The sequence below is a fragment of the Bhargavaea sp. GQ12 genome, from assembly GCF_059758705.1.
The window spans coordinates 189368-215752 of record NZ_JCAXEU010000005.1 but is presented as its reverse complement, the minus strand read 5'-3'; the positions used below and the strand labels follow the sequence as shown (position 1 = coordinate 215752).

At 54.0% G+C, this 26385-nt stretch carries 24 protein-coding genes; all 24 read right to left on the bottom strand.

Annotation, left to right across the window (positions count from 1 at the left end):
• Positions 1 to 16: 16 nt before the first annotated feature.
• The gene (locus tag AC6CHQ_RS07040) at positions 17 to 793 is read right to left on the bottom strand and encodes an NAD(P)-dependent oxidoreductase (protein ID WP_498081184.1); all 777 of its coding nucleotides are present in this window, start codon (positions 791 to 793) and stop codon (positions 17 to 19) included.
• Positions 790 to 1059: a PRC-barrel domain-containing protein gene (locus AC6CHQ_RS07035; protein ID WP_251239169.1), complete on the bottom strand. Its 270-nt coding sequence runs from the start codon at positions 1057 to 1059 to the stop codon at positions 790 to 792. The genes AC6CHQ_RS07040 and AC6CHQ_RS07035 overlap by 4 nt, the downstream gene beginning before the upstream one ends.
• Before the next feature lie 114 nt (positions 1060 to 1173).
• Positions 1174 to 2391, bottom strand: a complete 1218-nt coding sequence (locus tag AC6CHQ_RS07030; RefSeq protein ID WP_498081183.1) for a M16 family metallopeptidase — start codon at positions 2389 to 2391, stop codon at positions 1174 to 1176.
• Positions 2392 to 2488: 97 nt separating this feature from the next.
• Positions 2489 to 4612 (bottom strand): polyribonucleotide nucleotidyltransferase, encoded by a 2124-nt coding sequence (gene pnp, locus AC6CHQ_RS07025; RefSeq protein WP_251239167.1) that lies wholly within the window; start codon positions 4610 to 4612, stop codon positions 2489 to 2491.
• A 235-nt stretch (positions 4613 to 4847) separates the two neighbouring features.
• On the bottom strand, positions 4848 to 5117 hold the full coding sequence (gene rpsO, locus AC6CHQ_RS07020) for a 30S ribosomal protein S15 (RefSeq protein WP_092048914.1): 270 nt from the start codon (positions 5115 to 5117) through the stop codon (positions 4848 to 4850).
• A 124-nt stretch (positions 5118 to 5241) separates the two neighbouring features.
• Positions 5242 to 6189 (bottom strand): bifunctional riboflavin kinase/FAD synthetase, encoded by a 948-nt coding sequence (locus tag AC6CHQ_RS07015; protein ID WP_092048916.1) that lies wholly within the window; start codon positions 6187 to 6189, stop codon positions 5242 to 5244.
• 5 nt (positions 6190 to 6194) lie between these two features.
• Positions 6195 to 7118, bottom strand: coding sequence for a tRNA pseudouridine(55) synthase TruB (gene truB, locus AC6CHQ_RS07010; protein WP_092048918.1), 924 nt, complete (start codon positions 7116 to 7118; stop codon positions 6195 to 6197).
• Between the two features lie 66 nt (positions 7119 to 7184).
• A complete protein-coding gene (gene rbfA, locus AC6CHQ_RS07005; protein ID WP_092050678.1) occupies positions 7185 to 7538 on the bottom strand; it encodes a 30S ribosome-binding factor RbfA in 354 nt (117 codons plus the stop codon).
• A gap of 20 nt (positions 7539 to 7558) precedes the next feature.
• Positions 7559 to 7837, bottom strand: coding sequence for a DUF503 domain-containing protein (locus AC6CHQ_RS07000; RefSeq protein WP_092048920.1), 279 nt, complete (start codon positions 7835 to 7837; stop codon positions 7559 to 7561).
• A complete protein-coding gene (infB, locus tag AC6CHQ_RS06995) occupies positions 7834 to 10248 on the bottom strand; it encodes a translation initiation factor IF-2 (RefSeq protein WP_498081182.1) in 2415 nt (804 codons plus the stop codon). Before infB ends, AC6CHQ_RS07000 begins: the two co-directional genes overlap by 4 nt.
• A gap of 4 nt (positions 10249 to 10252) precedes the next feature.
• Positions 10253 to 10570, bottom strand: a complete 318-nt coding sequence (locus AC6CHQ_RS06990) for a YlxQ family RNA-binding protein (protein ID WP_092048925.1) — start codon at positions 10568 to 10570, stop codon at positions 10253 to 10255.
• The gene (rnpM, locus tag AC6CHQ_RS06985; RefSeq protein ID WP_092048928.1) at positions 10567 to 10845 is read right to left on the bottom strand and encodes an RNase P modulator RnpM; all 279 of its coding nucleotides are present in this window, start codon (positions 10843 to 10845) and stop codon (positions 10567 to 10569) included. The genes AC6CHQ_RS06990 and rnpM overlap by 4 nt, the downstream gene beginning before the upstream one ends.
• 20 nt (positions 10846 to 10865) lie before the next feature.
• A complete protein-coding gene (gene nusA / locus AC6CHQ_RS06980; RefSeq protein ID WP_092048930.1) occupies positions 10866 to 12074 on the bottom strand; it encodes a transcription termination factor NusA in 1209 nt (402 codons plus the stop codon).
• 24 nt (positions 12075 to 12098) lie between these two features.
• A complete protein-coding gene (gene rimP / locus AC6CHQ_RS06975; protein ID WP_092048931.1) occupies positions 12099 to 12575 on the bottom strand; it encodes a ribosome maturation factor RimP in 477 nt (158 codons plus the stop codon).
• Positions 12576 to 12705: 130 nt separating this feature from the next.
• Positions 12706 to 17007 carry a PolC-type DNA polymerase III gene (locus AC6CHQ_RS06970; protein WP_251239186.1) on the bottom strand — a complete coding sequence of 1434 codons (4302 nt, stop codon included), beginning with the start codon at positions 17005 to 17007 and terminating at the stop codon, positions 12706 to 12708.
• A 106-nt stretch (positions 17008 to 17113) separates the two neighbouring features.
• Complete coding sequence (locus AC6CHQ_RS06965; RefSeq protein ID WP_498081181.1) at positions 17114 to 18814, bottom strand: proline--tRNA ligase; 1701 nt, start codon at positions 18812 to 18814, stop codon at positions 17114 to 17116.
• A gap of 33 nt (positions 18815 to 18847) precedes the next feature.
• On the bottom strand, positions 18848 to 20107 hold the full coding sequence (gene rseP, locus AC6CHQ_RS06960) for an RIP metalloprotease RseP (RefSeq protein WP_251239165.1): 1260 nt from the start codon (positions 20105 to 20107) through the stop codon (positions 18848 to 18850).
• 44 nt (positions 20108 to 20151) lie between these two features.
• A complete protein-coding gene (locus AC6CHQ_RS06955; protein ID WP_251239164.1) occupies positions 20152 to 21300 on the bottom strand; it encodes a 1-deoxy-D-xylulose-5-phosphate reductoisomerase in 1149 nt (382 codons plus the stop codon).
• Positions 21301 to 21321: 21 nt separating this feature from the next.
• Positions 21322 to 22116 carry a phosphatidate cytidylyltransferase gene (locus tag AC6CHQ_RS06950; RefSeq protein ID WP_092048941.1) on the bottom strand — a complete coding sequence of 265 codons (795 nt, stop codon included), beginning with the start codon at positions 22114 to 22116 and terminating at the stop codon, positions 21322 to 21324.
• Positions 22113 to 22904, bottom strand: a complete 792-nt coding sequence (gene uppS / locus AC6CHQ_RS06945; protein ID WP_251239163.1) for an undecaprenyl pyrophosphate synthase — start codon at positions 22902 to 22904, stop codon at positions 22113 to 22115. Before uppS ends, AC6CHQ_RS06950 begins: the two co-directional genes overlap by 4 nt.
• Before the next feature lie 124 nt (positions 22905 to 23028).
• Complete coding sequence (gene frr / locus AC6CHQ_RS06940; protein WP_251239162.1) at positions 23029 to 23586, bottom strand: ribosome recycling factor; 558 nt, start codon at positions 23584 to 23586, stop codon at positions 23029 to 23031.
• Complete coding sequence (gene pyrH, locus AC6CHQ_RS06935) at positions 23586 to 24311, bottom strand: UMP kinase (RefSeq protein ID WP_092048947.1); 726 nt, start codon at positions 24309 to 24311, stop codon at positions 23586 to 23588. Before pyrH ends, frr begins: the two co-directional genes overlap by 1 nt.
• An 82-nt stretch (positions 24312 to 24393) precedes the next feature.
• A complete protein-coding gene (tsf, locus tag AC6CHQ_RS06930) occupies positions 24394 to 25281 on the bottom strand; it encodes a translation elongation factor Ts (RefSeq protein ID WP_092048949.1) in 888 nt (295 codons plus the stop codon).
• Positions 25282 to 25362: 81 nt separating this feature from the next.
• On the bottom strand, positions 25363 to 26094 hold the full coding sequence (gene rpsB, locus AC6CHQ_RS06925; RefSeq protein WP_008297193.1) for a 30S ribosomal protein S2: 732 nt from the start codon (positions 26092 to 26094) through the stop codon (positions 25363 to 25365).
• Positions 26095 to 26385: the final 291 nt, after the last annotated feature.

The following is a 26385-nucleotide window of genomic DNA, read 5'->3' as shown; positions in this document are numbered from 1 at the left end:
CCTGATTCTCCTTCCGCTAGCTGTCCATTCTGCACAGCGCTTCCGAGAGGACCCGGGCGGCCTCGTCCGGAAAAAACCGTCCCGGCAGCGCAGGCAGTAACCTATAGTATTCATGGACGGCTCCGGGCTTTAGGCACCCGGGGGCGGAAGCCAGATCATAGATTCGTGAGTAATGAAACGCCTTCGTAACATCCAGCCACTGGGCGGGGATGGTATTGACCAGTAATTCGCCTTGATCGGCAAGATCCATTCCGCCAAAGTCCGCTGTCCGAAAGCCTTCGGTCAGTGCTTCTGCTGTCTGTGCCGGCGAGCGGGCAAGCACGGAAACATCCGCTCCGATTGCGCGAAGCAGCCTGGCCGTGGTTTTGCCGACCCGGCCATAGCCGGCGACAGCCCACTTTCTGCCGGCAACCGGCCCCGCTCCCGAATGGTAGAAGCTAGCGAGGAAACCTTCTGCCGTCAGGCTGGCATTTTCCCAGATAAACCGCTCGTCTTCCAGATACAGCCTGGGAACCTTTCCCGCCAGCTTTGCCGCCTCTTGCCAGCCGGCATCGAGCCGGCCGGCAAACAGCCGGTCAGCTTCCTCCAGCGCGCCCCGGGCCGGACTTCCGTCAGGCGGATGGATCGGCAGAACAACACGCACCGGTTTTTCACTCAACATAAGCGTGTCGGTCTTGTCGTCCCAGCAGTCCCGCGGATCATGGAGCACCGTGAAGCCTTTTTGTTTCAGGGAGTCCGCCGCTTTGGCGAACCTTGCATCTGATCCGATGATCAGCCAATCCAGACGGGTCATTCAAATAGCCCCTCATGGATCGGACGGGTACGCCTAAATAAAATCCGGTCATCCCCGATCAGGACGATCTCCTCCCAAGGGATGTATTCCGCTTCTCCGGCCGATTTCCGGCCACCCTGCAGCCATCCGGAGCGGCGCTTTAGTTCAAAACCGTAGATCCGTCCGCTTTTTGGTTCAAATAACATCTCCGTATCGGCTAGAAGGCCATACCGGACGCCATCTTCCATCTGGATCAGCTCTTTTTCGGCCATTGTTGACAGCAGCATCTTCCACTCCCCTTTCTTCTAAACTATATGCGTCACCCGGGCGGAAGTTCCCGCCGGGAACCAGCTGCTGCAACAAATAAAACCGGAAGGCTGCTGCGGCCTTCCGGTCAGTTTTTAATTGGGTATGATGATCGACTCCGCTGGAGGACAGGAGAAAATGCGATCTGCAATGCGACGGATCTGCTTGGCATCCACATACCGGAACTCCTCCATGACTTCATCGATGTCTTTATGTTCACCTGTGAACAGCTCATTTTTCGCGTTCCGGCTCATACGTGCTGAAGGTGATTCGAGCCCGAGCAGAAGGCTGCCTTTCATCTGGCCCAATGCCCCTTCGATCTCGGTCTCCGTCACCCCCTCCGCGAGAAGGGCGCGTATCTCATTCTGGATGACCGCCCGGGTTTCCTCAAGACGGGAAGGCGACGTCCCTGCGTAAATTGTCACAGACCCCGAATCGGTGTGTGTTGAATGGTATGAGTAAACCGAATAGGCAAGGCCATGCTCTTCACGGATCCTCTGAAAGAGCCTCGAGCTCATGCTGCCGCCGAACAGGGCATTCAGGATGATCAGTCCGTAGATGTCGGGATCGTTTACATCCATTCCCGGATAGCCGAGGCAGATATGGGCCTGCTCGGTGTCTTTCCTTTTGCGGACCGAACCGGAAGCATACTCCGGACGCTCCACGGACAGGGGAGCCGATGGTCCTGCGGCAAACGAACCGAACAGTTCCTCGATCCGGCTGATCAGCTCTTCATCCACACAGCCCGCTGCAGAGACGACGATCCGTTCCGGACGGTATTCGCGTTTCATGAACGAGACGGTTTCCTCCCTCGTAAAGGCGCTCACCGTTTCCGGGTACCCCAGAATCGGTCGTCCCATCGGATGTCCGGGGTACATAGCGGCCTGCAGCTGCTCATGGACATCATCATCCGGCGTATCGGCGACCATGGCTATTTCTTCAAGAATGACGGACTTTTCTTTCCGCATCTCGGTTTCGTCAAAGGCCGAGTTGAAGAACATGTCCGCCAGTACATCGATCGCCTCCGGTGCATCTTCGGCGAGCACACTCACATAAAAGCAGGTCTCTTCCATGGCTGTGTAGGCATTGATCTCACCGCCCGTACGGTCAATTGCTTCCGCAATATCTTTGGCCGTTCGGCGGGCGGTACCCTTGAACAGCATATGTTCGATAAAGTGGGCCATGCCGGCTTCACCGGCGGATTCATTTCTTGCGCCGGTCTTTACCCAAATGCCGAGCGCTACCGAACGGACATGCGGCATCTGTTCCGTAACGATCCGCACGCCGTTCGGACATTTTCTGGTCTGGATCATCTTCTCCCCCCTTTATTTATATTTATGTTCCCGGATCCGGGCTTAAGCGCCGGCCGGTAAAAAGAGGGCCGGCCGACCGGCCGCCCTCTGGTGATGGTTATTCGGTTTTTCCGGATTCTTCGGAAGCTTCCTGTTCCTCTTTGAGAACCGCTTTGCGAGACAGGTTGACCCGGTTGTGGTTGTCGATTTCGACGACCTTCACCCGGACCACATCGCCGATTGACAGGACGTCTTCGACTTTGTTTGTCCGCTGTTCCTGGATCTCGGAAATGTGGAGCAGACCGTCTTTGCCCGGGAAAAGCTCTAGGAACGCGCCGAACTTTTCAATTCGCTTGACCTTGCCGTCGTAGTATTCGCCGACCTTTGCCTCACGGACGATGTTTTCAATCATCGATTTGGCCTTCTCATTCATATCCTGGTCGATCGAGGAAATGTAGATGGTGCCATCCTGCTCAGTATCGATCTTGACGCCGGTCTCATCGATGATCTTGTTGATCTGCTTGCCGCCCGGTCCGATCACATCACGGATCTTTTCAGGCTTGATCTGGATAACGATGATTTTAGGCGCATGGTCGGAAAGCTGCTTGCGCGGCTCGGAAATCGCAGAAATCATGTTTTTCATGATATGCATCCGGCCCGCCTTTGCCTGCTCCAGCGCTTCTTCGAGGATTTCGCGGGACAGTCCCTCGACTTTGATGTCCATCTGCAGGGCCGTGATTCCATTTTCCGTGCCGGCCACTTTAAAGTCCATATCACCGAGAGCGTCTTCCATACCCTGGATGTCGGAAAGGACCGTATAATTGTCGCCCTTTTTGACGAGTCCCATGGCAATTCCTGCAACAGGCGCCTTGATCGGCACGCCGGCATCCATCATCGCCATCGTTGAAGCACAGATGGACGCCTGTGAGGAAGACCCATTGGATTCCAGCACTTCGGAGACGAGGCGGACCGTGTACGGGAAATCATCCTCGGACGGCACAACCGGGGCGAGGGCGCGCTCGCCGAGAGCACCGTGGCCGATTTCCCTACGGCCAGGCGATCGGATCGGGCCTGTTTCCCCGACACTGAACTGCGGGAAGTTGTAATGGTGCATGAAACGCTTGGATTCTTCAATGCCCAGGCCATCAATAATCTGGACATCACCGAGCGCACCGAGAGTACAGATGCTGAGCACCTGCGTCTGCCCCCGGGTGAACAGCGCCGAACCGTGTGTCCGGCTCAGGATGCCGGCCTCGGAGGACAGCGGGCGGATTTCATCCGGTTTCCGTCCATCCGGGCGAATCTTTTCATCGGTGATCAGGCGGCGGACTTCATCCTTGACGAGTTTGTCCAGAATGGCACGGACCTGTCCAAGGTCTGTCTCTTCGTCCGATTCCGCATATGCTTCAACCACGGATGTTTTTACTTCCCTGATGGCTTCTTCGCGTGCATGCTTTTCTTTTGTCTGGATGGCATCGTGCAGACGGGCTTCCGCCTTTTCCCGAACTTCTTCCGTCAGGGACGGATCCAGTTCGAACAAGGCGATTTCCCTGTTCTCCTTGCCGGTTTCGCGAGCGATTTCTTCCTGGAACGCGACGAGGCGCTTGATTTCTTCATGGCCGAACATAATTGCTTCCAGCATGACAGATTCTTCTACTTCATCAGCACCGGCCTCCACCATATTGATGGCGTCCTTGGTTCCGGCGACAATCAGGTCGATGTCACTTTTCGCTTCCTGCTCTACAGTCGGGTTGATGATGAACTCACCATCAATGCGGCCAACCTGCACACCCGCTATCGGGCCGCCGAACGGAATGTCCGACACCATCAGGGCAAGAGAAGAGCCGAACATCGCGGCCATCTCGGATGAGCAGTCCTGGTCGACGGACATCACCATCGATATGACCTGCACTTCATTCCGGAAACCGTCAGGGAAAAGCGGACGGATCGGGCGGTCGATCAGCCGGCTGGTCAGGACAGCCTTCTCGGAAGGACGGCCTTCCCGCTTAATGAAGCCGCCCGGAATTTTCCCCACTGCATAAAGCCGCTCCTCATAGTTGACTGTAAGGGGGAAGAAATCCAGCGGCTTCGGCTCCTTGGATGCTGTCGCTGTCGATAGGACCGCAGTGTCCCCGTAACGGATGAGCACGCCTCCGTTCGCCTGTTTAGCGAATTTGCCCGTTTCGACAATGAGCTTTCTTCCAGCCCAGTCGAATTCGTAAGTTTTGTGATTCTCGTTCATTATGGGGCTCCTCTCTTCTGTGCATAACGCTATCCCGGGTGCCTGTCCGTCTGCATGCGCAGACGCTTGGAGCGTCGGCAGACCCGGACAGCCGTCAAACGTATGTACTCACTCCCCATAGTGTACCAAAATTCCCATAGTGATGCGAAAGGATTTGTGGGGAGCGGATTTATTATGCACCGGTTTTGTGCATTAAAAAAAAACGGGCCGAGGCCCGTTTTTCATATGTGCGGTCTTATCGGCGAAGGCCAAGCTTCGCGATGAGGTCACGATAACGCTGAACGTCGTTTTCACGAAGATACTTGAGCAGATTCCGGCGACGGCCGACCATTTTGTAAAGGCCGCGGCGGGAGTGGTGGTCTTTCTTGTGTGTGCGCAAGTGTTCGTTCAGGTTGTTGATCTCTTCCGTGAGGATAGCGATCTGGATATCAGCAGATCCTGTATCCGATTCGTGTGTGCGGAACTCCTGAATGAGTTCATTTTTACGCTCTTGTGTAATTGCCATCCTGTTCACCTCCAAATCATTTAATTGAAAATCCCCAATTCCCGAGCAAACGTTGGTGAGTCGATTGCCAAGCAATGGTTTGTGCAACTGCACGTAAATATCATACCACAGGGGCAGTGTCGATTCAACCGGGAAGATATTCGTCCAGGATTCTTTTTGCTTCCTGCTTGTCCAGCCCAATCTGTTTTTTCAGTTCATCTATCCCGCCGAACTTCCTTTCTTCACGGATCCGCCTGATCCAGCGAACGTGGACAAACTTTCCGTACAGGTCTCCATCAAAATCGAACAGATGGACTTCGACGGAAAGGAACGTTTCCTCAGGATCTTTAAAGGTGGGACGATAGCCTGCATTCAGGACACCTTCATAAATGGTTCCGTCTGCCTCAAATGTGACAGCATAGACGCCAGGAGCAGGAAGACATGCACCCGGTACGGGATCTACGTTGGCCGTCGGAAAACCGATCAGCCTGCCGCGCTTGTCGCCTTCAATGACCGTCCCATCCGTCATCAGCGGGCGTCCCAGAAGTTCCGCAGCCCCGGCAACATCTCCCTCACTGAGCAGTGAACGGATGCGGGTTGAACTGATCTTTTCTTCTTCTTCGGTCACTTTCCCGATAACAGAAACGCCGTAATCCCCCCGGGACAGCTTTTCCAGGTCATCGGGCGTGCCCTTCCCGAACCGGCCAAATGTGAAATCGTATCCGCTTGTAATATGGCGGACGCCAAGACCCCGGATGTAGCACTCGATGAACTGTTCAGGAGCCATGGATGCGAATTCTTTTGTAAAACTGATGATAAAGACCGTATCCACGCCCATCTCATCGAGCAGTTGCATCTTCTGGTCATAAGGCGTGATATAAGTGACTTCTTCCCGGTTACCGAGCACGGCTGACGGATGCGGGTCGAACGTCATAACAGCCGGCCGGAGGCCCTTATCACGGGCGACCTCAAGGGCATGGCCGATCACTTCCTGGTGCCCGCGGTGGATGCCGTCAAAAAAACCTGCAGCCACCGAGTATTCCCGGCCTTCCGTGTCCGGAATCTCGGGATATTCAATGCGATGGATGTTCACTTTGTTCACCTCTTGTCTGCCGCCGACCCGAACATCTTCTCGGGTTTCATCAGCCCTTCTTTTTCAGGATGGCGGCGGTATACGGCCACTGCCCGGGTTCCGTCCATAAAGACGACACGGACTTGTGCAGTGAGCAGCGGATGAGCGGGCAGTACCTGCCCGTTAAGGATCTTCGGAAGAAGAGTGCTGTCTGCCGGAACTGAAGGAAAATCCGACAGGGCCGACTCAATCGGGAGCAAGGCATCTTCCAGATCACCGCATTCCTTCTTCTGTTTCACTTCTTCCAGCGTCAGGCAGTCTTCAGCATTAAATGGTCCGGAAGCTGTCCGGACAAGCGAAGCCATATGAGCAGGATAGCCCAGCTTTTCCCCAATCTGCACGGAAAGTGTTCGGATATAGGTGCCTTTGCCGCAACGGATTCTAATGCGAAACTCCACTTCTTCACCTTCAAACACTTGTTCACCGGAAAGAAGTTCAATTTCCTTGATGCGCACTGTACGTGACGGACGTTCAACAGAAATCCCCTGGCGGGCGTATTCATACAGGCGTTTGCCATTCACCTTCACCGCAGAATACATTGGCGGGATTTGAATGATTTCACCGGTGAGGGAGCGGAGGACATCCACGATCTCCGAAGCTTCGAAGCGCTTCAGGCTCAGGTCCTCCTCGACGGTTGCGCCGGAGGCATCCTCGGTCTCCGTCGAGCGGCCGATGCTGATGACGGCCTCATAAGTCTTGCCCGAATCTGTCACATACTCGGCAGCCTTGGTTGCCCGGCCGAGGCAGATCGGGAGGACGCCCTCGACATCCGGATCAAGAGTACCCGTATGGCCGATGCGCTTCATCCCAAGGATTTTCCTTAGTCGGAAGACACAATCGTGTGACGTCATGCCTTTTTCCTTCCAGAGCGGGAGGATCCCTTCATACACGGCTTCCGCCTCCTTTCCTATGTAAGGAAAACAAGCCTGCAAGCCATGATGGCTGCAGGCTTATTCTCATTCTTCCGGCTTCGATTCGTTGACCTCCCGGAGAAGTGATTCGATCCGGTTGCCGTAGTCGACGGACTCATCGAATTCGAACAGGAGCTCCGGCGTCTTTCTCAGACGGATACGATTACCGATCTCAGAACGGATGAAGCCCTTGGCCTTTGTCAGACCTTTGAGCGTATCTTCCTTCTGGCGGTCGTCGCCAAGTACGGAAATGAATACCGTCGCCTGCTGAAGATCACCAGTTACTTCGACATCCGTCACCGTGACGAACCCGATTCTTGGATCCTTAAGTCTTCGGCTGATGATGTCGCCCATTTCTTTTTTCATCTGTTCCGCCACGCGGTTTGCCCTCATTGTCATCTGGAACACCTCGGCTTCCGCTATAAATGATACTTCTTGCTGCTGGTCATCTCCCAGCCCGAATGGGACATCAGGAAGTTCAGCACCCGATCGATCTCGCGTTCGGCCGTCACTCCCGAAGAAGAAACGGCCGCCATTGTGATTCCGGCACGCTGCCAAAGGTCCTGATGATCCGTCTCGGCGATGGAGATATTGTATTGTTGCCGGGTTCTTGTCAGCATGCGCTGCAAAATGGCCCGCTTTTCTTTAAGCGAATGTGTCTCATACAAGAAGAATTCACATTCCGCGGCAACAATCATTTCCGCTCGACTTCTTGCATGACAAACGCTTCAATGACATCGGCTTCTTGGATGTCGTTATAGTTTTTGATAGTCAGGCCACATTCATACCCGCGGGAGACTTCCTTGACGTCATCCTTGAAGCGCTTGAGTGTATCCAGTTCGCCTTCGAAGACGACGACCCCATCGCGGATCACGCGGACTCCGGAGTCACGTGTGATTTTGCCGTCAGTTACATAGCCGCCTGCGATTGTGCCGACTTTGGAAACCTTGAACGTTTCACGCACTTCCACCTGGCCGATGATCTTCTCCTCGAACTCGGGATCCAGCATCCCTTTCATCGCGGATTCAATTTCTTCGATCACCTTGTAGATGATGCGGTGGAGGCGGACATCGACACCTTCTGCTTCGGCGGCACGCTTTGCGTTGACGTCAGGTCGGACGTTGAATCCGATGACAATTGCGTTGGATGCCGCTGCCAGCGTGATATCGGATTCTGTGATTGCTCCGACACCGGTATGGATGATCTTGACGTTGACGCCTTCAACCTCAATCTTCATGAGGGATGCCGCAAGCGCTTCGACCGTACCCTGGACGTCCGCCTTGACGATCAGGTTGATATCTTTCATCTCGCCCTGCTTCATATGCTCAAAGAGGTTGTCGAGCGTGACGCGGTTCTTTTCGCCGCGCTGTTCCTGAAGGTCGTCCATCGCACGGGATTCACCGACCTGGCGTGCGCTTTTCTCGTCTGCGAAGACGACAAAACGGTCTCCTGCGAACGGAACATCGTTAAGGCCCGTAATTTCAACCGGTGCCGATGGAAGTGCTTCTTTCACACGGCGGCCAATATCGTTGACCATGGCACGCACTCGGCCAAACGTAGAACCGACTACGATCGGATCGCCGACTTTCAGCGTTCCTTCCTGTACAAGAAGGGTGGCTACAGCGCCGCGGCCTTTATCCAGCTGCGCCTCGATGACTGTTCCGCGCGCCATCTGGTTCGGATTAGCCTTCACTTCTTCCACTTCGGATACAAGAAGAACCATTTCAAGCAGCGTGTCAATGCCTTCACCTTTGAGCGCGGACACAGGAACAAAGATCGTGTCGCCGCCCCAGTCTTCCGGAACGAGGCCGTGTTCGGTCAGTTCCTGGATGACACGGTCGGGATTGGCTGTCGGTTTATCGATTTTGTTGACTGCCACGATGATTGGCACTTCTGCAGCCTTGGCGTGGTTGATCGCTTCGACTGTTTGCGGCATGACACCGTCATCCGCCGCTACAACGAGAATGGTAAGGTCAGTCACTTTCGCACCGCGGGCACGCATAGTCGTGAATGCGGCGTGGCCCGGCGTATCAAGGAATGTAATCTTCTTGCCATTCGCTTCGACCTGGTACGCGCCGATGTGCTGGGTAATGCCGCCTGCTTCACCCTCGGTCACTTTCGTGTTCCGGATGGAGTCCAAAAGCGTCGTTTTCCCGTGGTCGACGTGGCCCATGATCGTGACAACCGGAGGACGTTCTTCTTTGAGCTCTTCAGCGCCTTCTTCTTCGTCGAAGTAGGTCTCGAGGTCGGTACGGTCGATGCGGATTTCTTCTTCCACTTCCACGCCGTAGTCCGCACAGATCAGTTCGATTGCATCTTTATCCAGCTCTTGGTTGATCGTCGCCATAACGCCGAGCATAAAGAGCTTTTTAATGATTTCGGACGGTTCCCGGCCAAGCTTTTTCGCGAGTTCCGCTACACTCAGCGACTCGTAGAAAGTGATTTTCTCCGGTAGCGGTTTCGGTGTGCGAGGAGCCTGCTGTTGGCTGTAGTTTCTCTTTTTCCCTTGGTGCGTTCCGCGGATCTTGCGGCCGCCGCCCCGGCGATTGCCGCCTTGGCCTCCCGGTCGGTTATTGCCTCCCGGACGGTTGCTGTTGCCCTGGCCTGCTGGGCGATTGCCGCCGCCCTGGCCTGCCGGGCGGTTGCCGCCGCCCTGGCCTGCCGGGCGGTTGCCGCCACCCTGGCCTGCCGGGCGGTTGCTGTTGCCCTGGCCTGACGGACGGTTGCCGCCGCCTTGGCCTGCCGGACGGTTGCCGCTGCCCTGGCCTGCCGGACGGTTGCCGCCGCCCTGGCCTGCCGGGCGGTTGCCGCCGCCTTGGCCTGCCGGGCGGTTGCTGTTGCCTTGGCCTGCCGGACGGTTATTGCTGCCCTGGCCTGCCGGGCGGTTATTGCCTTGTCCGCTCTGACGGTTACCTTTGTTCTGGCCGCCTTGGCCTGCAGGGCGATTGCCGCCCTGGCCGAATTTCCTGTCCAGTTTGGCCGTTGTGTCGCTGTCAAGTACGGACATGTGGTTCTTGACATCCACCTTCAGTTTATCCAGTTCGTCAATAACCTCACGGCTCGACTTGTTTACCTTTTTCGCATATTCATGAACTCTAATTTTCGTCATTCAGTCAGTCCTCCTCTGGTTCCTCAAGCAGGCTGGACAGCTTTGTGGCAAAGCCGCTGTCCATTATCGCCAGTGTGACGCGCGCCTCCTTCCCGATTGCATGGCCCAGTTCGTATCTCGTTCCGAACTCATGCACTGGAATCCCGTAATAGGCGCTTTTATCATTGATCTTGCTTCGGGTGTTGTCCGAGGCATCCGCTGACAGGATGACCAGCTTGGCCTTTCCCGAACGGATCGCATCGACGGCAAGATCTTCACCTGTCACTATTTTGCGCGCGCGCGCCGCCAGCCCCAATAGGCTGTAAATCTTTTTTTCATTCATAGCAATTTTTCTCTCAGGATAAGGCGGAGTACCTCATCATAAATTCCTTCAGGAACTTTGACGCCCAGCTGGCTGTCCAGCGAATGCCTCTTTTTAGCCATTTCTACGGCTTTTTCCGATTTGGAGATATAAGTTCCCCGTCCCGACTTCTTGCCTGTCGGATCAACGGAAACTTCGCCTTCCTTCGTGCGGACGACGCGGATCATCTCCTTTTTCGGGAACATTTCGCCGGTCGCAGAGCATCTCCGGAGTGGGATTTTCTTGCCGTTCCCCATTGCTCCCATCCTTTCAAAGATCAGTCTTCTTCAGTTTCGCCATCATCAGCCTGCACGTCTTCATACAGGTCGATGTCTGCCACGTCCTGGCCGGATTCAGTGGCCGATTCCTCATTAGAGAAGTCGTCACCGGACCATTCTTCCTCTTGGTACTCCTCCGGTTCATCAACCACCGTACGCGGATAGATGCCGAGTTCGCGCGCATCCGCTTCGCTCTTGATGTCGATTTTCCAGCCGGTCAGCTTTGCTGCAAGCCGGGCATTCTGGCCTCGTTTGCCGATCGCGAGGGAAAGCTGATAATCAGGAACCACGACAGTCGTTGACTTTTCTTCTTCATTTACAAGCACGTCCAGCACTTTTGCAGGGCTGAGGGCATTTGCAACAAAGATTTCCGGATTATCGGACCATTCCACGATATCGATTTTCTCACCGGACAATTCGTCCACGATTGTCTGGACGCGGTTGCCCCGCGCGCCGACGCAAGCGCCGACCGGATCGACATCTTCATCGTGCGCAGAAACGGAGATTTTGGAGCGATCTCCTGCTTCTCTTGCAATTGACTTGATTTCTACGATGCCATCATAAATTTCGGGAACCTCCATCTCGAACAGACGGCGGAGAAGACCAGGGTGCGTACGGGATACGAAAACCTGCGGTCCCCGGGAAGCGCGTTCCACTTTCGTGATGTATACCTTGATGCGGTCATGCGGCCGGTAGGTTTCAGACGGAATCTGCTCATTCTGAGGCAGAACCGCTTCGACCTTGCCGAGGCTGACATAGATATTACGCGGGTCAAGCCTCTCAACGACGCCGTTTACGATGTCATCCTGCCGGTCGACATATTCGTCGAAGATCATACCGCGTTCTGCTTCGCGCACGCGTTGTGTGACAACCTGTTTCGCTGTCTGCGCTGCAATCCGCCCGAAGTTCCGAGGAGTCACTTCCTCTTCCAGCACGTCTCCGATCTCGTAGAGCGGGTTGACTTTGCGCGCCTCTTCAAGAGAAACCTGCAGGCGGTCATCCTCGATTTCTTCTACGACGTCTTTACGCGAGAAGACCTTCATCGTGCCAGCATCCATATTCAGGTCCACACGGACATTCTGCGCTTGGTTAAAATTGCGGCGATATGCGGTGACCAGGGCGGTTTCAATCGCCTCTACCAGCACATCCCTCGATATGCCCTTTTGTTTTTCAAGGGCGGTGAGCGCCTCTAGAAGATCGCTGCTCATCTGTATTTCACTCCTATCCCGACGTTATGCCGAAAAGTCGATGGCCAAACGCGCAAACGCAATTTTGTCCTTCGGAATCAGCACTTTCACTTTACGTGTTTTCACTTTCATTTCAATTTCCGCTCCCTCTTCCCCGTAGGAAAGGAGGTAGCCTTCAAACTCTTTCCTGCCATCAAGAGGTTCGTATGTCCGGATGTGGACATACTGTCCCACAGCACGTTCCATATCCTGCTCTTTTTTAAGCGGGCGCTCCGCCCCTGGGGAGGATACCTCCAGGAAATAGTTTTGCGGAATAGGGTCCGTCTCATCAAGTCTGACACTCAGCTGTTCACTTACAGCCGCACACTGCTCAATGTCAATGCCTCCTTCGGGTGTATCGATGAATACCCGCAGGAACCAGTCACGTCCCTCTTTAACAAATTCGATGTCGACAAGTTCCAGATCCTGCTCTTCAAGGATCGGCGTTACCAACGTTTCGACTTCCTGTGTGATTTTGCTCATAAAGGACCTCCTTGTTTACAGGGAATTTCCCCCGACAAACAGAAAAGAGCGGGGGATCCCACTCTTCTGTGCGCGACTATCCGAACTTGTTGAATCCAGTCTATCATAGCCGCACGGCTGTTGCAACAAATCAGAATAGCGAGAGCTGGTTGGCTTCGGGCATGCCTTCGAGGCAGCCGAGCTCATCCAGATAGTCAATGATGGCACGTGAAACGCGGCCTCTTTGCTGGAGGTCTTCCTTTGAAAGGAATTCTCCCGCTTCCCGTGCCTCGGCTATGGCACGCGCGACGTTGTTCCCTAATCCCGGCACCGCGTTAAACGGCGGGATCAGGGAATCTCCGTCTATGACAAACTCGGTTGCCTTGGATCGGTAAAGATCCACCTTTTCAAACTTATACCCGCGCTCGCACATTTCAAGCGCCAGTTCAAGTACGGTCAGCAAGCTCTTCTCTTTTGGAGATGCTTCCAGGCCCTTTGCTTCAATCTCGTCGATTCGGGCCCGTATGGTTGCAGAACCCTTGTTCATCGCGATCAGGTCAAAGTCGGAAGCGCGGACCGTGAAATATGCAGCGTAGTACAGAAGCGGCTTATGCACCTTGAACCAGGCGATGCGGACAGCCATCAGGACATATGCGGCAGCGTGTGCCTTCGGGAACATGTACTTGATCTTCTTGCAGGAGTCGATGTACCAGTCCGGCACTCCCTGCTTTTTCATCTCTGCCTCAAACTCCGGCGTAAGTCCACGGCCTTTCCGGACAAACTCCATGATCTTAAACGCGAGCGAAGGCTCAAGCCCCTTGTGCATCAGGTAGACCATGATGTCATCCCGGCAGCCGATCACTTCTGACAGGACGCAGGTCTTATTGTGGATGAGTTCCTGCGCATTGCCGAGCCACACGTCCGTCCCGTGGGAAAGTCCGGAAATCTGAACGAGCTCAGAAAATGTGGATGGCTTCGTGTCCTCAAGCATCTGGCGGACGAAACGGGTGCCGAACTCGGGAATGCCAAGTGTGCCGGTTTTGCAGCCGATCTGCTCTTCTGTGACCCCGAGTGATTCCGGGGTGCTGAAGATCTTCATGACTTCCGGATCATCGACCGGGATTTTTTTCGGATCCAGCCCGGACAAGTCCTGCAGCATCCGGATGACCGTCGGATCATCGTGACCGAGGATGTCCAGCTTCAGCAAATTGTCGTGGATCGAATGGAAGTCGAAGTGGGTGGTTTTCCAGGATGCATCTTGATCGTCCGCCGGGAATTGGACCGGACTGAAGTCAAAGATATCCATTGTGTCCGGGACGACGATAATGCCGCCGGGGTGCTGGCCCGTATTCCGTTTGACGCCGCTACACCCCTGTACCAGACGATCGATTTCCGCATTCCTTATCGTCAGGTCGTTGTCATTCATGTATCCGCGCACATAGCCGTAGGCTGTCTTTTCCGCAACCGTCCCGATCGTCCCGGCACGGTATACATAGTCTTCACCAAACAGCTCTTTTGTATAATTGTGTGCCCGCGGCTGATATTCACCGCTAAAGTTCAAGTCAATATCCGGTACTTTGTCCCCCTTAAAGCCGAGGAATGTTTCAAACGGAATATCATGGCCGTCCTTTGTCATTGCTGTACCGCAATCCGAGCAACTCTTTTCGGGAAGGTCGAAGCCGGAACCAATGGAGCCGTCCGTAATGAACTCAGACCTTTTACAGGACGGGCATACATAATGCGGCGGCAGCGGATTCACTTCGGTGATCTCCATCATGGTTGCCACAAGCGAAGAGCCGACAGACCCCCGGGAGCCGACAAGGTAGCCGTCATCCAGTGATTTTTTGACCAGCTTGTGGGAAATCAGGTAGATGACGCCGAACCCGTGTCCGATGATCGATTTAAGTTCCTTCTCCAGCCGTTCGGTGACGATTTCGGGCAATTCTTCACCATAGATGGAATGTGCCATCGTGTAGGTCAGATTACGGACTTCATCATCCGCCCCGTCGATCACAGGTGTATACAGCTCGTCCCTGATGACCTGGACATCACCGATCAGATCCGCGATTTTCTGGGGATTGTCAATGACGATCTGCTCGGCTTTTTCTTCGCCGAGGAACTCGAACTCCTTCAGCATTTCATCCGTTGTCCGGAAGTGGACGTCCGGAAGGCTATGCCGGTTGAGCGGATTCGCTCCGCCCTGGGAACCGACGAGGATCTTCCGATAGGCTGCCTGGTGTTCGTCAATATAGTGGACATTGCCCGTTGCAACAACCGGAATCCCGGTTTTTTTGCCGAGCTTCATCATTTTTCGGATGATGTCCTCCAGATTCCACTCGTCCCTCACAAGCTCCAGTTCAATCAGGTGCTTGTATACCGGTTTTGGGTGGACCTCCAGATAATCATAGAATTTGGCAATCTGCTCAACTTCATCGAGCGGCTTCTGCATAAGCCCCTCAAACACTTCACCTTTGTCGCAGCCGGAGCCGATCAGCAGTCCTTCCCGATGCCTCTGGAGAACCGATCGCGGAATCCGCGGCACCCGGTAGAATGTCTCGGTATGCGAATACGAAACAAGTTTGAACAGGTTTTTCAGTCCGACTGCGTCTTTGACCAGGATCGTGCAGTGTGACGGCCTGGCCCGCTTGTATGATTCGCCGCCTCCAATATGGAGGTTGAATTCGTTATGGCGCTTGATGCCGTACTCCTGTACCGCTTCCTTAAGGAGATGGACAAGCAGATGCCCGGTGGCTTCACAGTCATAGATTGCCCGGTGGTGCTGGGTGAGGTCGATGCCGAACTTTTTACAGAGCGTGTTAAGCCTGTGGTTTTTAAGCTCCGGATGAAGCAGCCTGGCAAGCTCCAGTGTATCAATGACAGGGTGCTCGCGCTCCTCCACACCCGCGAGCTTGTAGGCTTCGTAGAGAAAGCCCATGTCAAATGTTGCATTGTGGGCGACAAGGATGCCGTCACCTGCAAATTCCCGGAACCGGCGGGCCACATCTTCGATGGCAGGAGCGCCTCTCACCATGTCATCGGTGATGCCTGTGAGCTCGATTGTCGTGGCGGACAATGGATGACCCGGGTCGGAGAAGCTTTCGAATGTATCGATGACCTCCCCGCCCTTCACCTTCACCGCTGCGAGTTCGATGATCTTATCGTAGACCGCAGACAGGCCGGTCGTCTCCACGTCGAAAACGATGAATTCCGCATCGTCCAGGTTCCGGTCTACCTCGTCGTAGGCGATTGGAATCCCGTCATCGACCAAGTTCGCCTCAAGACCGAAAATCACTTTTATGCCGTGCTTTTTCCCGGCCGAGTAGGCATCCGGGAAAGCCTGGACATTGGAATGGTCAGTGATTGCAATTGCGGGGTGGCCCCATTTGGCAGCCTGGGCCACAAGCTCTCCGGCAGGTACCACAGCATCCATCTGGCTCATGTTGGAATGGGCATGCAGTTCGATGCGCTTCCGCTCTTCAGGAGCTTCGTCCTTCTTCACCCTTGGGGCAATTTCCATAATGTCGTTTGCCATCATGACTAGATCGCGGATGAAGGTGTCGTTCTGGATGGACCCCCTTGCACGGACCCATGCCCCCTTCTTGAGTGCGGTCATCATTTCCGCATCTTCCTTATCGCGGGAGAACATTTTGACAAGGATCGAATCTGTGTAGTCGGTCACTTTCACTGTCAGAAGGGAGCGGCCGCTCCGGAGTTCACGCACTTCCACGTCGAAGACGAAGCCTTCGATCGTGATCTTTCGTTCTTCATCCTGAATCAGGCGGATGCCCGTGATCGGCTCATCCGGCTTGATCGGCAGGCCAATTGAAAACGGTCCCTCCGGCCCTGCAGATTCCTTTTTGTTTTTCTCACGCTTTTTCATGTCTTCCAGTGCCCGGCTGGCGAGCGCTTCTTCTTCAAGTTTGCGCTGCTCGAAAAATGCGCGCCGCGCTTCTTCCGCCCCGCCGTCTTCTTCACCCAGAACAAAGTCGACTGACAGCCCGTTGAATCCGAACGAACCGTAAGACTCAGACAGCAGGCTGCTGTATTTGCCCTTCATCGTCTGCAGCTCGAGTTCATTGCCGCATTTCAGCATGAGGGTCTGGCCATTCCATACCGGGAGCTGTGATGCCAGACGCTCTCGCACGGGCGGGGACATGTCGGCAATCTCACCGACTGCAAGTTCGTAGTAATCACACACGCTTTGCTCATCGAATAGCGGGTTCTCCACCCGGATATCAAGCAGGATCCTTGCGATCGGGGAGAAAGTGGCATCGATCCGCTTTCTGAACTCCTTGAAGACCGCTGCAGGAAGGATTGCCGGCACGGTCACGCGAAATTTCCAAACACGTGATTTCGTATGGACATCAAGACGCTCCAGTGAGGCGCCTTCAAAATGGCGCACCACTGCATCTTCGGTCATGCCGATATGCTGAAGCAGAATATTAAATCTCATTTTCGGGTTTTGTTCCACTGGGTGGTCCTCCTTTCCCGCCGGAACCGAAAAAAGAAGGGAAGGGCCCAATCTGGGCCTTCCCGTTCTTCCGGTTCCGTCTTGTTCATCAGCCGAAGAACGAACGGAGCTTGTCCGTGAGCTCTTCTTTTTTCCATTCCGCTGTTTCACCAGTAGCGCGGAACTTCACTTCCACAATGCCTTCGGAGGCTTTTTTGCCGACAGTCAGCCGGATCGGGAGCCCGATCAGATCTGCATCTGCGAATTTGACGCCCGGGCGTTCTGCGCGGTCATCAAACAATACATTGTAGCGGTACGAAGACAGCAGGCCGTACATTTCTTCGGCAAGCTCCCGCTGGTCATCGTCTTTCATATTCACCGGGATCAGATGGATATCCGCCGGTGCAAGGTCCTTCGGCCACTTCAGCCCGTCTTCATCGTTGAACTGTTCAGCCATCGCTGACAGCAGACGTGAGACGCCGATGCCATAACAGCCCATAATGTACGGCTGCTGGCGGCCGTTGTTGTCGAGGAATGTGCCTTCCATCGGTTCGGAATAAGTCGTCCCCAGCTTGAAGATGTGCCCGACTTCGATGCCTTTGGCAAACCGGATTGTACCGTTGCCGTCCGGTGACGGGTCACCCTCCATGATGAAACGGAGATCTTCATATGAATCCACAGAGAAATCACGTTCAGGGTTGACGTTCCGGAAATGATGCCCGTCTTCATTCGCTCCGGTAACCGTGTTGCGCATGAATCGCACCGCATGGTCGGCGATGACTTTCAGGCCGGTCGGCAGCTTGACCGGACCCAGTGAGCCGATTTCAGTGCCGGTCGCCTCCTTCACCTGTTCAGGTGTCGCCATCTCGACGATTGTGGCATCCAAGGCATGCTTGACCTTGATGTCATTGATTTCGTGATCCCCACGGGATAGAACGACTACCGGCTCGTCATCAACAATGAAGACCAGAGTCTTGATGCAGTCTTCAGGACGGACACCAAGAAATCCGGAAACCTCTTCGATCGTGCGGACATCAGGTGTTTCAACTTTCTCGGCAGCCAGTTCTTCTCCTTCCGGTTCCGGATAGGCAATGTTCACTTCCGCCATTTCGATGTTAGCCGCAAAATCGGAGGAGTCACTGTAGGCGATCGTATCTTCACCGACTTCGGACAGCACCATGAACTCGTGCGTGTCTTTTCCGCCGATTGCCCCTGAATCGGCTATGACGGCACGGAAGTTCAGGCCGAGCCGTGTAAAGATATTTGTATATGCCTGTTTCATGTCTTCGTAGGTCTCATCCAGGCTTTCCTTGGAATCATGGAAAGAATAAGCATCTTTCATGATAAACTCCCTGCCCCGGAGAAGTCCGAAACGGGGACGCTTTTCATCACGGAATTTAGTCTGGATCTGATATAGGGTGAGCGGCAGTTTTTTATAAGATTTCACTTCGTCGCGCAAAAGCGAGGTGATAACCTCTTCGTGCGTCGGACCAAGTGTGAACTCTCGGCCATGGCGGTCATGGAGCCTCATGAGCTCAGGACCATAGGTGAACCAGCGGCCTGTTTCCTGCCACAGCTCAGCCTGCTGGAGGGAAGGCATCAGCACTTCCGAACCGCCGATTGCGTCCATTTCCTCCCTGACAACCGTTTCGATCTTAGTCAGCATTTTCTTGGCAAGTGGCAAGTATGAATAAACGCCGCTTGTGTTTTGCCGGATATAACCCGCGCGCAGCAGAAGCTGATGGGACCTGAGGTCCGCATCGGATGGCGTCTCGCGCAATGTTGGAATGAATGTTCTGCTTTGTCTCATTGGTATAGCACCCCGGATAGTCAATATTGTGGATCAGAAGAAAAATCGCTGGATATCGTTCCAGGTGACGACGATCATCAGGACCATCAGCAGCATGATACCGACAAAATGGACCATGCCTTCTTTCTGTTTGTCGATCGGTCGTCCCCTCAGCGCTTCAAAGCCGAAGAACAGAAGCCTGCCCCCATCAAGAGCCGGAAGCGGCAGCAAATTCATGATGCCAAGGTTGATCGACAGCACAGCCGCCCAGTTCATGAGATTAAAGATTCCGGCCTGTGCAACTGCGCCGGTCGCCTGGTAGATGCCGACCGGTCCTGAAAGCGCCTCAATCGTGAACTGGCCGGTCACCAGCATGCCGAGCAGCTGGAAAATCCGCTTAAACCAGAACCATGTTTGTTCGGCCCCGTAGGAGATGGTACCCAATGTGTTCTTTTCATACTGCGGTTCGTAGAGAACCCCGATCTGGCCTATTGTCTGGCCTTCGACATCGATGGATGCCGGAGTGACCGAGACTTCCTCCACGGTGCCCGCACGTTCCACACCAATCGTCAGCTCATCACCGGGACTGTCCTGAATAATAGCCGAGAAGCCATTCCAGGTTCCGACCTCGCGCCCGTCCACGGAAACGATCCGGTCCCCTTTTTCGATGCCCGCAGCGATGGCCGGACCGTCATCCGTCACATCTGCAATTATGGGATCGTCCTGTGGAATTCCCTGGATCAGTCCGAGAATGACAAAAATGAAAAATGCCAGGATGAAGTTGAAAAGCGGACCAGCGAGGATGGTAGCGGACCGTGCACCGAGCGACTTGGACTCAAACTGCCGGTCGTAGGGAGCAATTAGTGTATCCGCCCCCTTCTCCGAGATGATCGCTTTTCGAGATACCGGGTACCGGACCCTCCGCTCTTCCTCATCGTATCCATCAATGTACAGCTCTTTTTCCAGATCAGCCTTTTCAACTTCCATATATAGCATGTCCGGTGTCCTGTCATTCTGGTTCAGGACAATGCGTTCTGCGCGGCCTTCCCTGTCAAGCAGCAGCCCGATCCGGTGACCCGGCTGGAGTTCGACTTTGTCGAAGTCCTCCCCTGCCATCCGGACATATCCTCCAAGCGGAAGCAGCCGGACTGTGTATAGTGTTTCACCTTTATTGATGCCGATCAGTTTCGGCCCGAAGCCGATGGCAAACTCCCTGACCATGATGCCTGCCCGTTTGGCGAGCAGGAAGTGGCCCAGCTCATGGAAAAATACGAGAGAACCGAAAACGACGATAAATGCAAGGATTGTCTGCATGTGCACCCACCTTCAACCGGCTATCCGCCGGAATTCATATCGTCCTATTTTACCATATCGAGGACGGCTTTTCTTGTCTCCGTGTCTACTGCGAGCACGGTCTCCAGATCTGGTTCCGAGATGAGGTCATGCCATTCAAGCGCCCGTTCAACGAGGGGCTCAATTTCGGTGAAAGTAATTCGGCCTTCCATGAATAGGGCGACCGCGACTTCGTTTGCCGCATTCATGACAGTGGTAGCCGTCCCTCCTGCCCTGCCTGAGTCGAAGGCGATCCGGAGTGCCGGGAAGCGGTTCAGGTCAACTTCCTCAAAATGAAGCAAACCGATTTTCGCCAGATCCAGCCTTTCCGTTCCCTTCCTCGGAAGCCTGTCCGGATAAGTAAGCGCGTATTGGATCGGCACCCTCATATCCGGCGAGCCAAGCTGTGCGATTACGCTTGTATCCTCGAACTCGACCATGGAGTGGATGATGCTTTCCCTGTGGAGCAGCACATCGATCCGGTCATACGGCATTCCGAACAGATGATGCGCTTCGATCACTTCAAGCCCTTTGTTCATCATCGTGGCGGAATCGATCGTCAGCTTGCTCCCCATGGACCAGTTGGGATGGGCAAGTGCTTCCTCTACGGTAACGCCTTCAAGTTCAGCCCGTGTTTTGTCCCGGAAGCTGCCCCCTGAAGCTGTCAGGATCAGACGATCCACCCGCTTCGGATCCTCACCGTTCAGCGCCTGGAACAAAGCTGAATGTTCACTGTCGACAGGAAGCAGGCGGACACCATGCTTGTCCGCTTCCGCTGTCACGATCGAACCGGCAGCAACCAGTGTCTCCTTGTTCGCAATGGCGATATCCCGCCCGCTGCGGATGGCTTCAAGCGTCGGCTCAAGCCCGATACTGCCGATCACGGCGCCGACAACGATGTCCGCCTCCGTGCCTGCAGCCGCTTCGAGCAGGCCTTCCCTGCCGGAGCCGAACCGGATGCCGGGAAATTCCGCCCTGAGCGTTTCGGCATCCCCACTATCTGCGACGGAAACGAACTCCGGTTTCACCAGACCGAGGATTTCCCGGAGTTTGCTAAGGTTTCTGCCTGCCGAAAGCGCAGTGATTTCAAAGCGCCCCGGATCCGCCAGGACGATGTCGACAGTCTGTGTCCCGATGGAACCGGTGGCGCCCAATAAACTGATTTTCTTAACCATGATATGCTACTTCCTTTCCGTTCATCCGACAAAGTGAAGGAGATTCAGTACCGGCAGCACAAAAAGCAAACTGTCAAACCGGTCGAGAATTCCTCCGTGGCCCGGCAGGATATTACCGGAATCTTTCACGCCGTAATGCCGCTTTAGGGCCGATTCCACGAGGTCTCCAATTTGCCCGGTCACCGAAGCGACAACCGTCACTGCGATGAGAATGAGGTAAGAGCCTGTTACCGGCATGAACAACTGGAACAGGCAGGCCGCGATCACCGCAACCACGATTCCGCCGACAAACCCTTCAACAGTCTTGTTCGGTGAAATTTCGGGCCAGAGCTTACGTTTTCCGAAGCTGCGACCAGTGAAATAAGCACCTGTATCCGTCAGCCAAACGACGATGAGTGCATAAATGATGTATTCGATTCCAGCGTCACGCGTGACGATCAGATAATAGAAGCCGATTCCAAGGTAGAGCATCGCCAGCACAGTAAAGGCGGCATGCTCAAACGTGAACCGGTTTTTCACGACGACGGTGTAGATCAGCAGCAAAAGAACCGTCATGTAGACGACTTCAATTTTTGTATAGCCTGTATAATCTGTGATTGTCGCTGCCCATTCCGGCTTCAGCAAAAAGGTGAACAGGGCGAGCAAAGCGAGCAGTCCGGGGATCGAGAAAATGGAAATCTTCTTCATCCGGAGCAGTTCATACATCCCGACCGCTGCAAGCAGGAAGACCGCCAGCGTGAATGGCAGCCCTCCGATGATGACGAGCGGGATAAAGAGAAGGGCGGCCACCACGCCCGTAATGATTCGGGTCTTCAATCCGTGTCCTCCTTGTCAACGCCGCCATAACGGCGGCTCCTTGCCTGGTAAACGCCGATCGCCTCCTGCAGCCTGTCTTCATTGAAGTCCGGCCAGAGCGTATCGGTAAACCAGAACTCAGTATAAGCAAGCTGCCAGAGCATAAAATTGCTGAGCCGGACTTCACCGCTCGTGCGGATCAGAAGGTCCGGCTCCGGCAGTTCGGCAGTCATCAGCGCATCGGTGATCATCGACTCATCGATGTCTTCCGCTTTCACCCGTTTTTCTGCCACTGCTTTGGCAATAGTGCGGACGGCTTCAGTAATTTCGGCACGGCTGCCATAGTTCATCGCAAAGTTCAGGATCAGCCCATCGTTTCCAGCAGTCTCATCCATTGCCCTTGTGATTGCACGCCGGGTATGCGGAGGAAGATGTTCGTGATCCCCGATCATCCGCACACGGACATTCCGTTCAACAAGCTCCGGCAGATATGTTCCAAGAAACTCTTCCGGAAGCCTCATCAAAAACTCCACTTCGGGCTTCGGACGTTTCCAGTTCTCCGTGGAGAAGGCATATAGGGTGAGCACTTTAATGCCCAGACGATCCGCTTCCCTGGTGATCTTGCGGACGGTCTTCATCCCTTCGTGATGTCCCGCAATTCTCGGAAGCGACCTCTTTTTTGCCCACCGGCCGTTTCCGTCCATGATGATGGCGACATGCCCCGGAATGGCGGTTTCGTCCAGCAGCTGCCGGTCCGCGTTATCCGTCTTGGGTTCGCCGCCCTTCTTGCGGATCAATTTATCCAACATAATCAGATTTCCTCCACTCAACAGCAATTCGGAATCCATGCTTTTACTATCATAGCAGTTTTTCTGTAAGTAAAAAAGGCGTCCTTTGAGTTTAGGACGCCCTTCGGAGGTTTTGGTTCTTTCGTTATACCTCCATGATTTCATCTTCTTTTTCTTTTGCGATCTCATCGATCTGGCGAATATGATCGTCCGTCATCTTTTGGATGTCGTCGCTGTATCCGCGATGGTCGTCTTCAGTGATGTCACCGTTCTTTTCCAGCTTTTTGAGGGAGTCGTTGGCATCTCGGCGGATATTTCGGATGGAGACCTTGCCTTCTTCCGCTTCTTTTTTGACGACCTTGACCAGCTCTTTGCGTCGCTCCTCGGTCAGTGCCGGGACGGCAATCCGGATCACGTTGCCGTCGTTTGCCGGCGTAATTCCAAGGTCTGACTTAAGAATCGCCTTTTCAATATCGCCGATAACCGATTTGTCATACGGCTGGATGACGAGAAGACGTGCTTCAGGAACGGAAATTCCGGCCAATTGGTTTACCGGAGTCGGCGCACCATAATAGTCGACGGATATCCGGTCCAGAAGCGACGCGTTTGCACGGCCTGCACGAATCGAGGCCAGTTCGCGCCGAAGTGACTGGAGCGACTTTACCATGCGGTCTTTTGTTTCTTCAATCAGATTGTTCACCATTATGCATTCCTCCTGACAATCGTTCCGATATCTTCACCGAGGACGGCTTTTTTGATGTTCCCCTGTTCCATGATCGAGAATACAATGAGCGGGATGTCGTTATCCATGCAGAGCGAGGAAGCCGTCGAATCCATCACCTGAAGGCCGTCCTTGATGACATCCAGATAAGTGAGCTTCTCATACTTCACCGCGTTGGCATTGGTTTTCGGATCATCGTTGTAGACGCCATCGACGTTGTTCTTGGCCATGAGGATGACATCCGCCTCGATTTCCGCTGCGCGCAGAGCAGCCGTCGTGTCGGTCGAAAAATACGGGTTGCCCGTGCCTGCTGCAAAGATGACGACACGCTTTTTCTCCAGATGGCGGATCGCCCGTCTTCTTATGTACGGTTCAGCAACCTGCCGCATTTCGATGGACGTGGCCACCCTCGTCTCGATGCCCAGTTTTTCCAGGGCATCCTGCATCGCCAGCGAGTTCATGACTGTGGCGAGCATCCCCATATAGTCGGCAGTAGCCCGGTCCATACCCATTTCGCTTCCGACTTTGCCGCGCCAGATGTTTCCCCCGCCGACGACTACAGCCACTTCTACGCCGAGGTCGACAACATCCTTCACCTGTTCGGCGACAGATTTGATGATTGCCGGCGAGAGCCCGAAGCCCTGCTCACCGGCCAGTGCCTCCCCGCTTAACTTCAGGACGACTCTTTTATATTTCGGTACGCTCATGAGGTCTCCTCCATCATCTCTGTTTTTTATCGAAAAAGAGGGAACACCTGGTTCGTGTTCCCCTCCCAAATATGGTATTGGATCAGTTGCCTTTAACCTGGTTCATGACTTCGTCGGCAAAATTATCTTCACGCTTTTCAATGCCTTCGCCTACCGCAAAGCGGACGAACGACTTCAGCGTGCCGCCTGTCGACTTCACAAAGTCACGGACTTTCTGGTCCGAGTCCTTGACGAATGGCTGGTCAAGAATAACAACGTCTTCGAAGTACTTGCCGAGGCGGCCTTCAACCATCTTAGCCACGATGTTTTCAGGCTTGCCTTCGTTGAGTGCCTGTTCAGTAAGAACTTTGCGCTCGCGCTCGACTTCCTCTGCAGGAACTTCGTCACGGGAAACGTATTTCGGATTGATGGCAGCAACGTGCATCGCTACATCTTTTGCAGCGTCTGCGTCTGTTGTGCCTTCGATCAGAAGAAGAACACCGATGCGGCCGCCCATGTGGAGGTACGCGCCGAATGTGTCGTTGTCCGTCTTTTCAATGATCTCGAAGCGTCGGAGCGTGATTTTCTCACCGATCTTCGCAACTGCGTTGGAGATGTGGTCTTCAACTTTAAGACCATTGCCCATTTCAGATGCAAGCGCTTCTTCGATAGAAGCAGGCTCGTTTTTCAGAAGGTGGGCGCCAAGCTCGGAAACGAGATTCTGGAACGCTTCATTCTTTGCAACGAAGTCTGTTTCAGCGTTAACTTCGAAGATGACTGCTTTGTTTCCGTCTGTTTCAACGGATACTGTACCTTCAGCTGCGATGCGGTCCGCTTTCTTCGCTGCGCTTGCAAGACCTTTTTCACGAAGGAAGTCGACTGCTGCATCCATGTCGCCGTCAGTTTGAGTGAGAGCTTTTTTGCAGTCCATCATACCTGCGCCTGTTTTCTCACGAAGTTCTTTTACCATTTGTGCTGTTACTGCTGCCATTTGTCATTCCTCCCGGTCGATTCAATTTGTTTAGAAAAGGCGATAAGGACTGAAAGCCGCTTATCGCCTGAACATACAGTCTTACTCTGCTGCGACTTCTTCGCCTTGAGCTTCGACTTCCGTTTCTTCTTCGCCTTGTTTCGATTCGACGAGTGCATCCGCCATTTTGCTTGTCAGCAGGCGTACCGCGCGGATTGCGTCATCGTTTGCAGGGATGACGTAATCGATTTCGTCCGGATCGCAGTTCGTGTCGACGATGCCGACAATCGGGATGTTCAGCTTTTGAGCTTCTGCAACCGCAATGCGTTCTTTGCGTGGGTCAACGACGTACATAACGTCAGGAAGACCGTTCATGTCACGGATTCCGCCGAGGAACTTGACGAGGCGTTCGTGTTCTTTCTTGAGCTGGATGACTTCTTTCTTAGGAAGGACTTCGAAAGTGCCTTCTTCTTCCATGCGCTCGATTGCTTTCATGCGGTCAACGCGCTTCTGGATCGTACCGAAGTTCGTCAGAAGGCCGCCGAGCCAGCGTTGGTTGATGTAGTATTGGCCAGCGCGTTCCGCTTCTTCACGGATTGCATCCTGTGCCTGTTTTTTAGTTCCGACGAAGAGCACTTTGCCGCCTTCTGCACCAGTCTGGCGCATGAAGTCGTATGCTTCCTCGAGTTTCTTGACCGTCTTTTGAAGGTCGATGATGTAGATGCCGTTACGCTCCACGAAGATGTATTTCTTCATCTTAGGGTTCCAGCGGCGTGTTTGGTGACCGAAGTGGACACCCGCTTCAAGAAGCTGTTTCATTGTGATAACTGCCATTTTTGTTACCTCCGTTTGGTTTTTTGGTCCTCCGCATCCATCAACCGGCGGGCAGCCAGTAGGCACCAGCCCTTCCGTCAGGATACGTGTGTAATCGCACCATTGGTCACTATACCACGTGTTTATCCGATATGCAACACAAAACTCTCTTCAGGTTTAGTCTGCGGGTAGACGTTGGAATTGCTTCAAATTAGTTATGATATATAAAATCAACTAAAGAAAGCTCCCTATGAATAAAGGACGGTTGCTTTCCGTTCCAACACTCGCTTTCCGCGGGCATGGCCTTAGCCT

What these genes read in the sequence shown, in the direction of transcription:
- pnp (WP_251239167.1), bottom strand. Translation starts at nt 4,612, where the DNA reads ATGAACGAGAATCACAAAACTTACGAATTCGACTGGGCTGGAAGAAAG.
- nusA (WP_092048930.1), bottom strand. Translation starts at nt 12,074, where the DNA reads ATGAGCAGCGATCTTCTAGAGGCGCTCACCGCCCTTGAAAAACAAAAG.
- rpsO (WP_092048914.1), bottom strand. Translation starts at nt 5,117, where the DNA reads ATGGCAATTACACAAGAGCGTAAAAATGAACTCATTCAGGAGTTCCGC.
- rbfA (WP_092050678.1), bottom strand. Translation starts at nt 7,538, where the DNA reads ATGACAATGAGGGCAAACCGCGTGGCGGAACAGATGAAAAAAGAAATG.
- AC6CHQ_RS06955 (WP_251239164.1), bottom strand. Translation starts at nt 21,300, where the DNA reads ATGGTTAAGAAAATCAGTTTATTGGGCGCCACCGGTTCCATCGGGACA.
- rimP (WP_092048931.1), bottom strand. Translation starts at nt 12,575, where the DNA reads ATGAGCAAAATCACACAGGAAGTCGAAACGTTGGTAACGCCGATCCTT.
- AC6CHQ_RS06970 (WP_251239186.1), bottom strand. Translation starts at nt 17,007, where the DNA reads ATGAGATTTAATATTCTGCTTCAGCATATCGGCATGACCGAAGATGCA.
- AC6CHQ_RS07030 (WP_498081183.1), bottom strand. Translation starts at nt 2,391, where the DNA reads ATGATCCAGACCAGAAAATGTCCGAACGGCGTGCGGATCGTTACGGAA.
- rseP (WP_251239165.1), bottom strand. Translation starts at nt 20,107, where the DNA reads ATGCAGACAATCCTTGCATTTATCGTCGTTTTCGGTTCTCTCGTATTT.
- rnpM (WP_092048928.1), bottom strand. Translation starts at nt 10,845, where the DNA reads ATGGGGAACGGCAAGAAAATCCCACTCCGGAGATGCTCTGCGACCGGC.
- AC6CHQ_RS07000 (WP_092048920.1), bottom strand. Translation starts at nt 7,837, where the DNA reads ATGATTGTTGCCGCGGAATGTGAATTCTTCTTGTATGAGACACATTCG.
- AC6CHQ_RS07035 (WP_251239169.1), bottom strand. Translation starts at nt 1,059, where the DNA reads ATGCTGCTGTCAACAATGGCCGAAAAAGAGCTGATCCAGATGGAAGAT.
- AC6CHQ_RS06990 (WP_092048925.1), bottom strand. Translation starts at nt 10,570, where the DNA reads ATGAATGAAAAAAAGATTTACAGCCTATTGGGGCTGGCGGCGCGCGCG.
- rpsB (WP_008297193.1), bottom strand. Translation starts at nt 26,094, where the DNA reads ATGGCAGTTATCACAATGAAACAGCTTCTTGAAGCGGGTGTCCACTTC.
- pyrH (WP_092048947.1), bottom strand. Translation starts at nt 24,311, where the DNA reads ATGAGCGTACCGAAATATAAAAGAGTCGTCCTGAAGTTAAGCGGGGAG.
- AC6CHQ_RS07040 (WP_498081184.1), bottom strand. Translation starts at nt 793, where the DNA reads ATGACCCGTCTGGATTGGCTGATCATCGGATCAGATGCAAGGTTCGCC.
- frr (WP_251239162.1), bottom strand. Translation starts at nt 23,586, where the DNA reads ATGGTGAACAATCTGATTGAAGAAACAAAAGACCGCATGGTAAAGTCG.
- uppS (WP_251239163.1), bottom strand. Translation starts at nt 22,904, where the DNA reads ATGTTGGATAAATTGATCCGCAAGAAGGGCGGCGAACCCAAGACGGAT.
- AC6CHQ_RS06965 (WP_498081181.1), bottom strand. Translation starts at nt 18,814, where the DNA reads ATGAGACAAAGCAGAACATTCATTCCAACATTGCGCGAGACGCCATCC.
- infB (WP_498081182.1), bottom strand. Translation starts at nt 10,248, where the DNA reads ATGACGAAAATTAGAGTTCATGAATATGCGAAAAAGGTAAACAAGTCG.
- tsf (WP_092048949.1), bottom strand. Translation starts at nt 25,281, where the DNA reads ATGGCAGCAGTAACAGCACAAATGGTAAAAGAACTTCGTGAGAAAACA.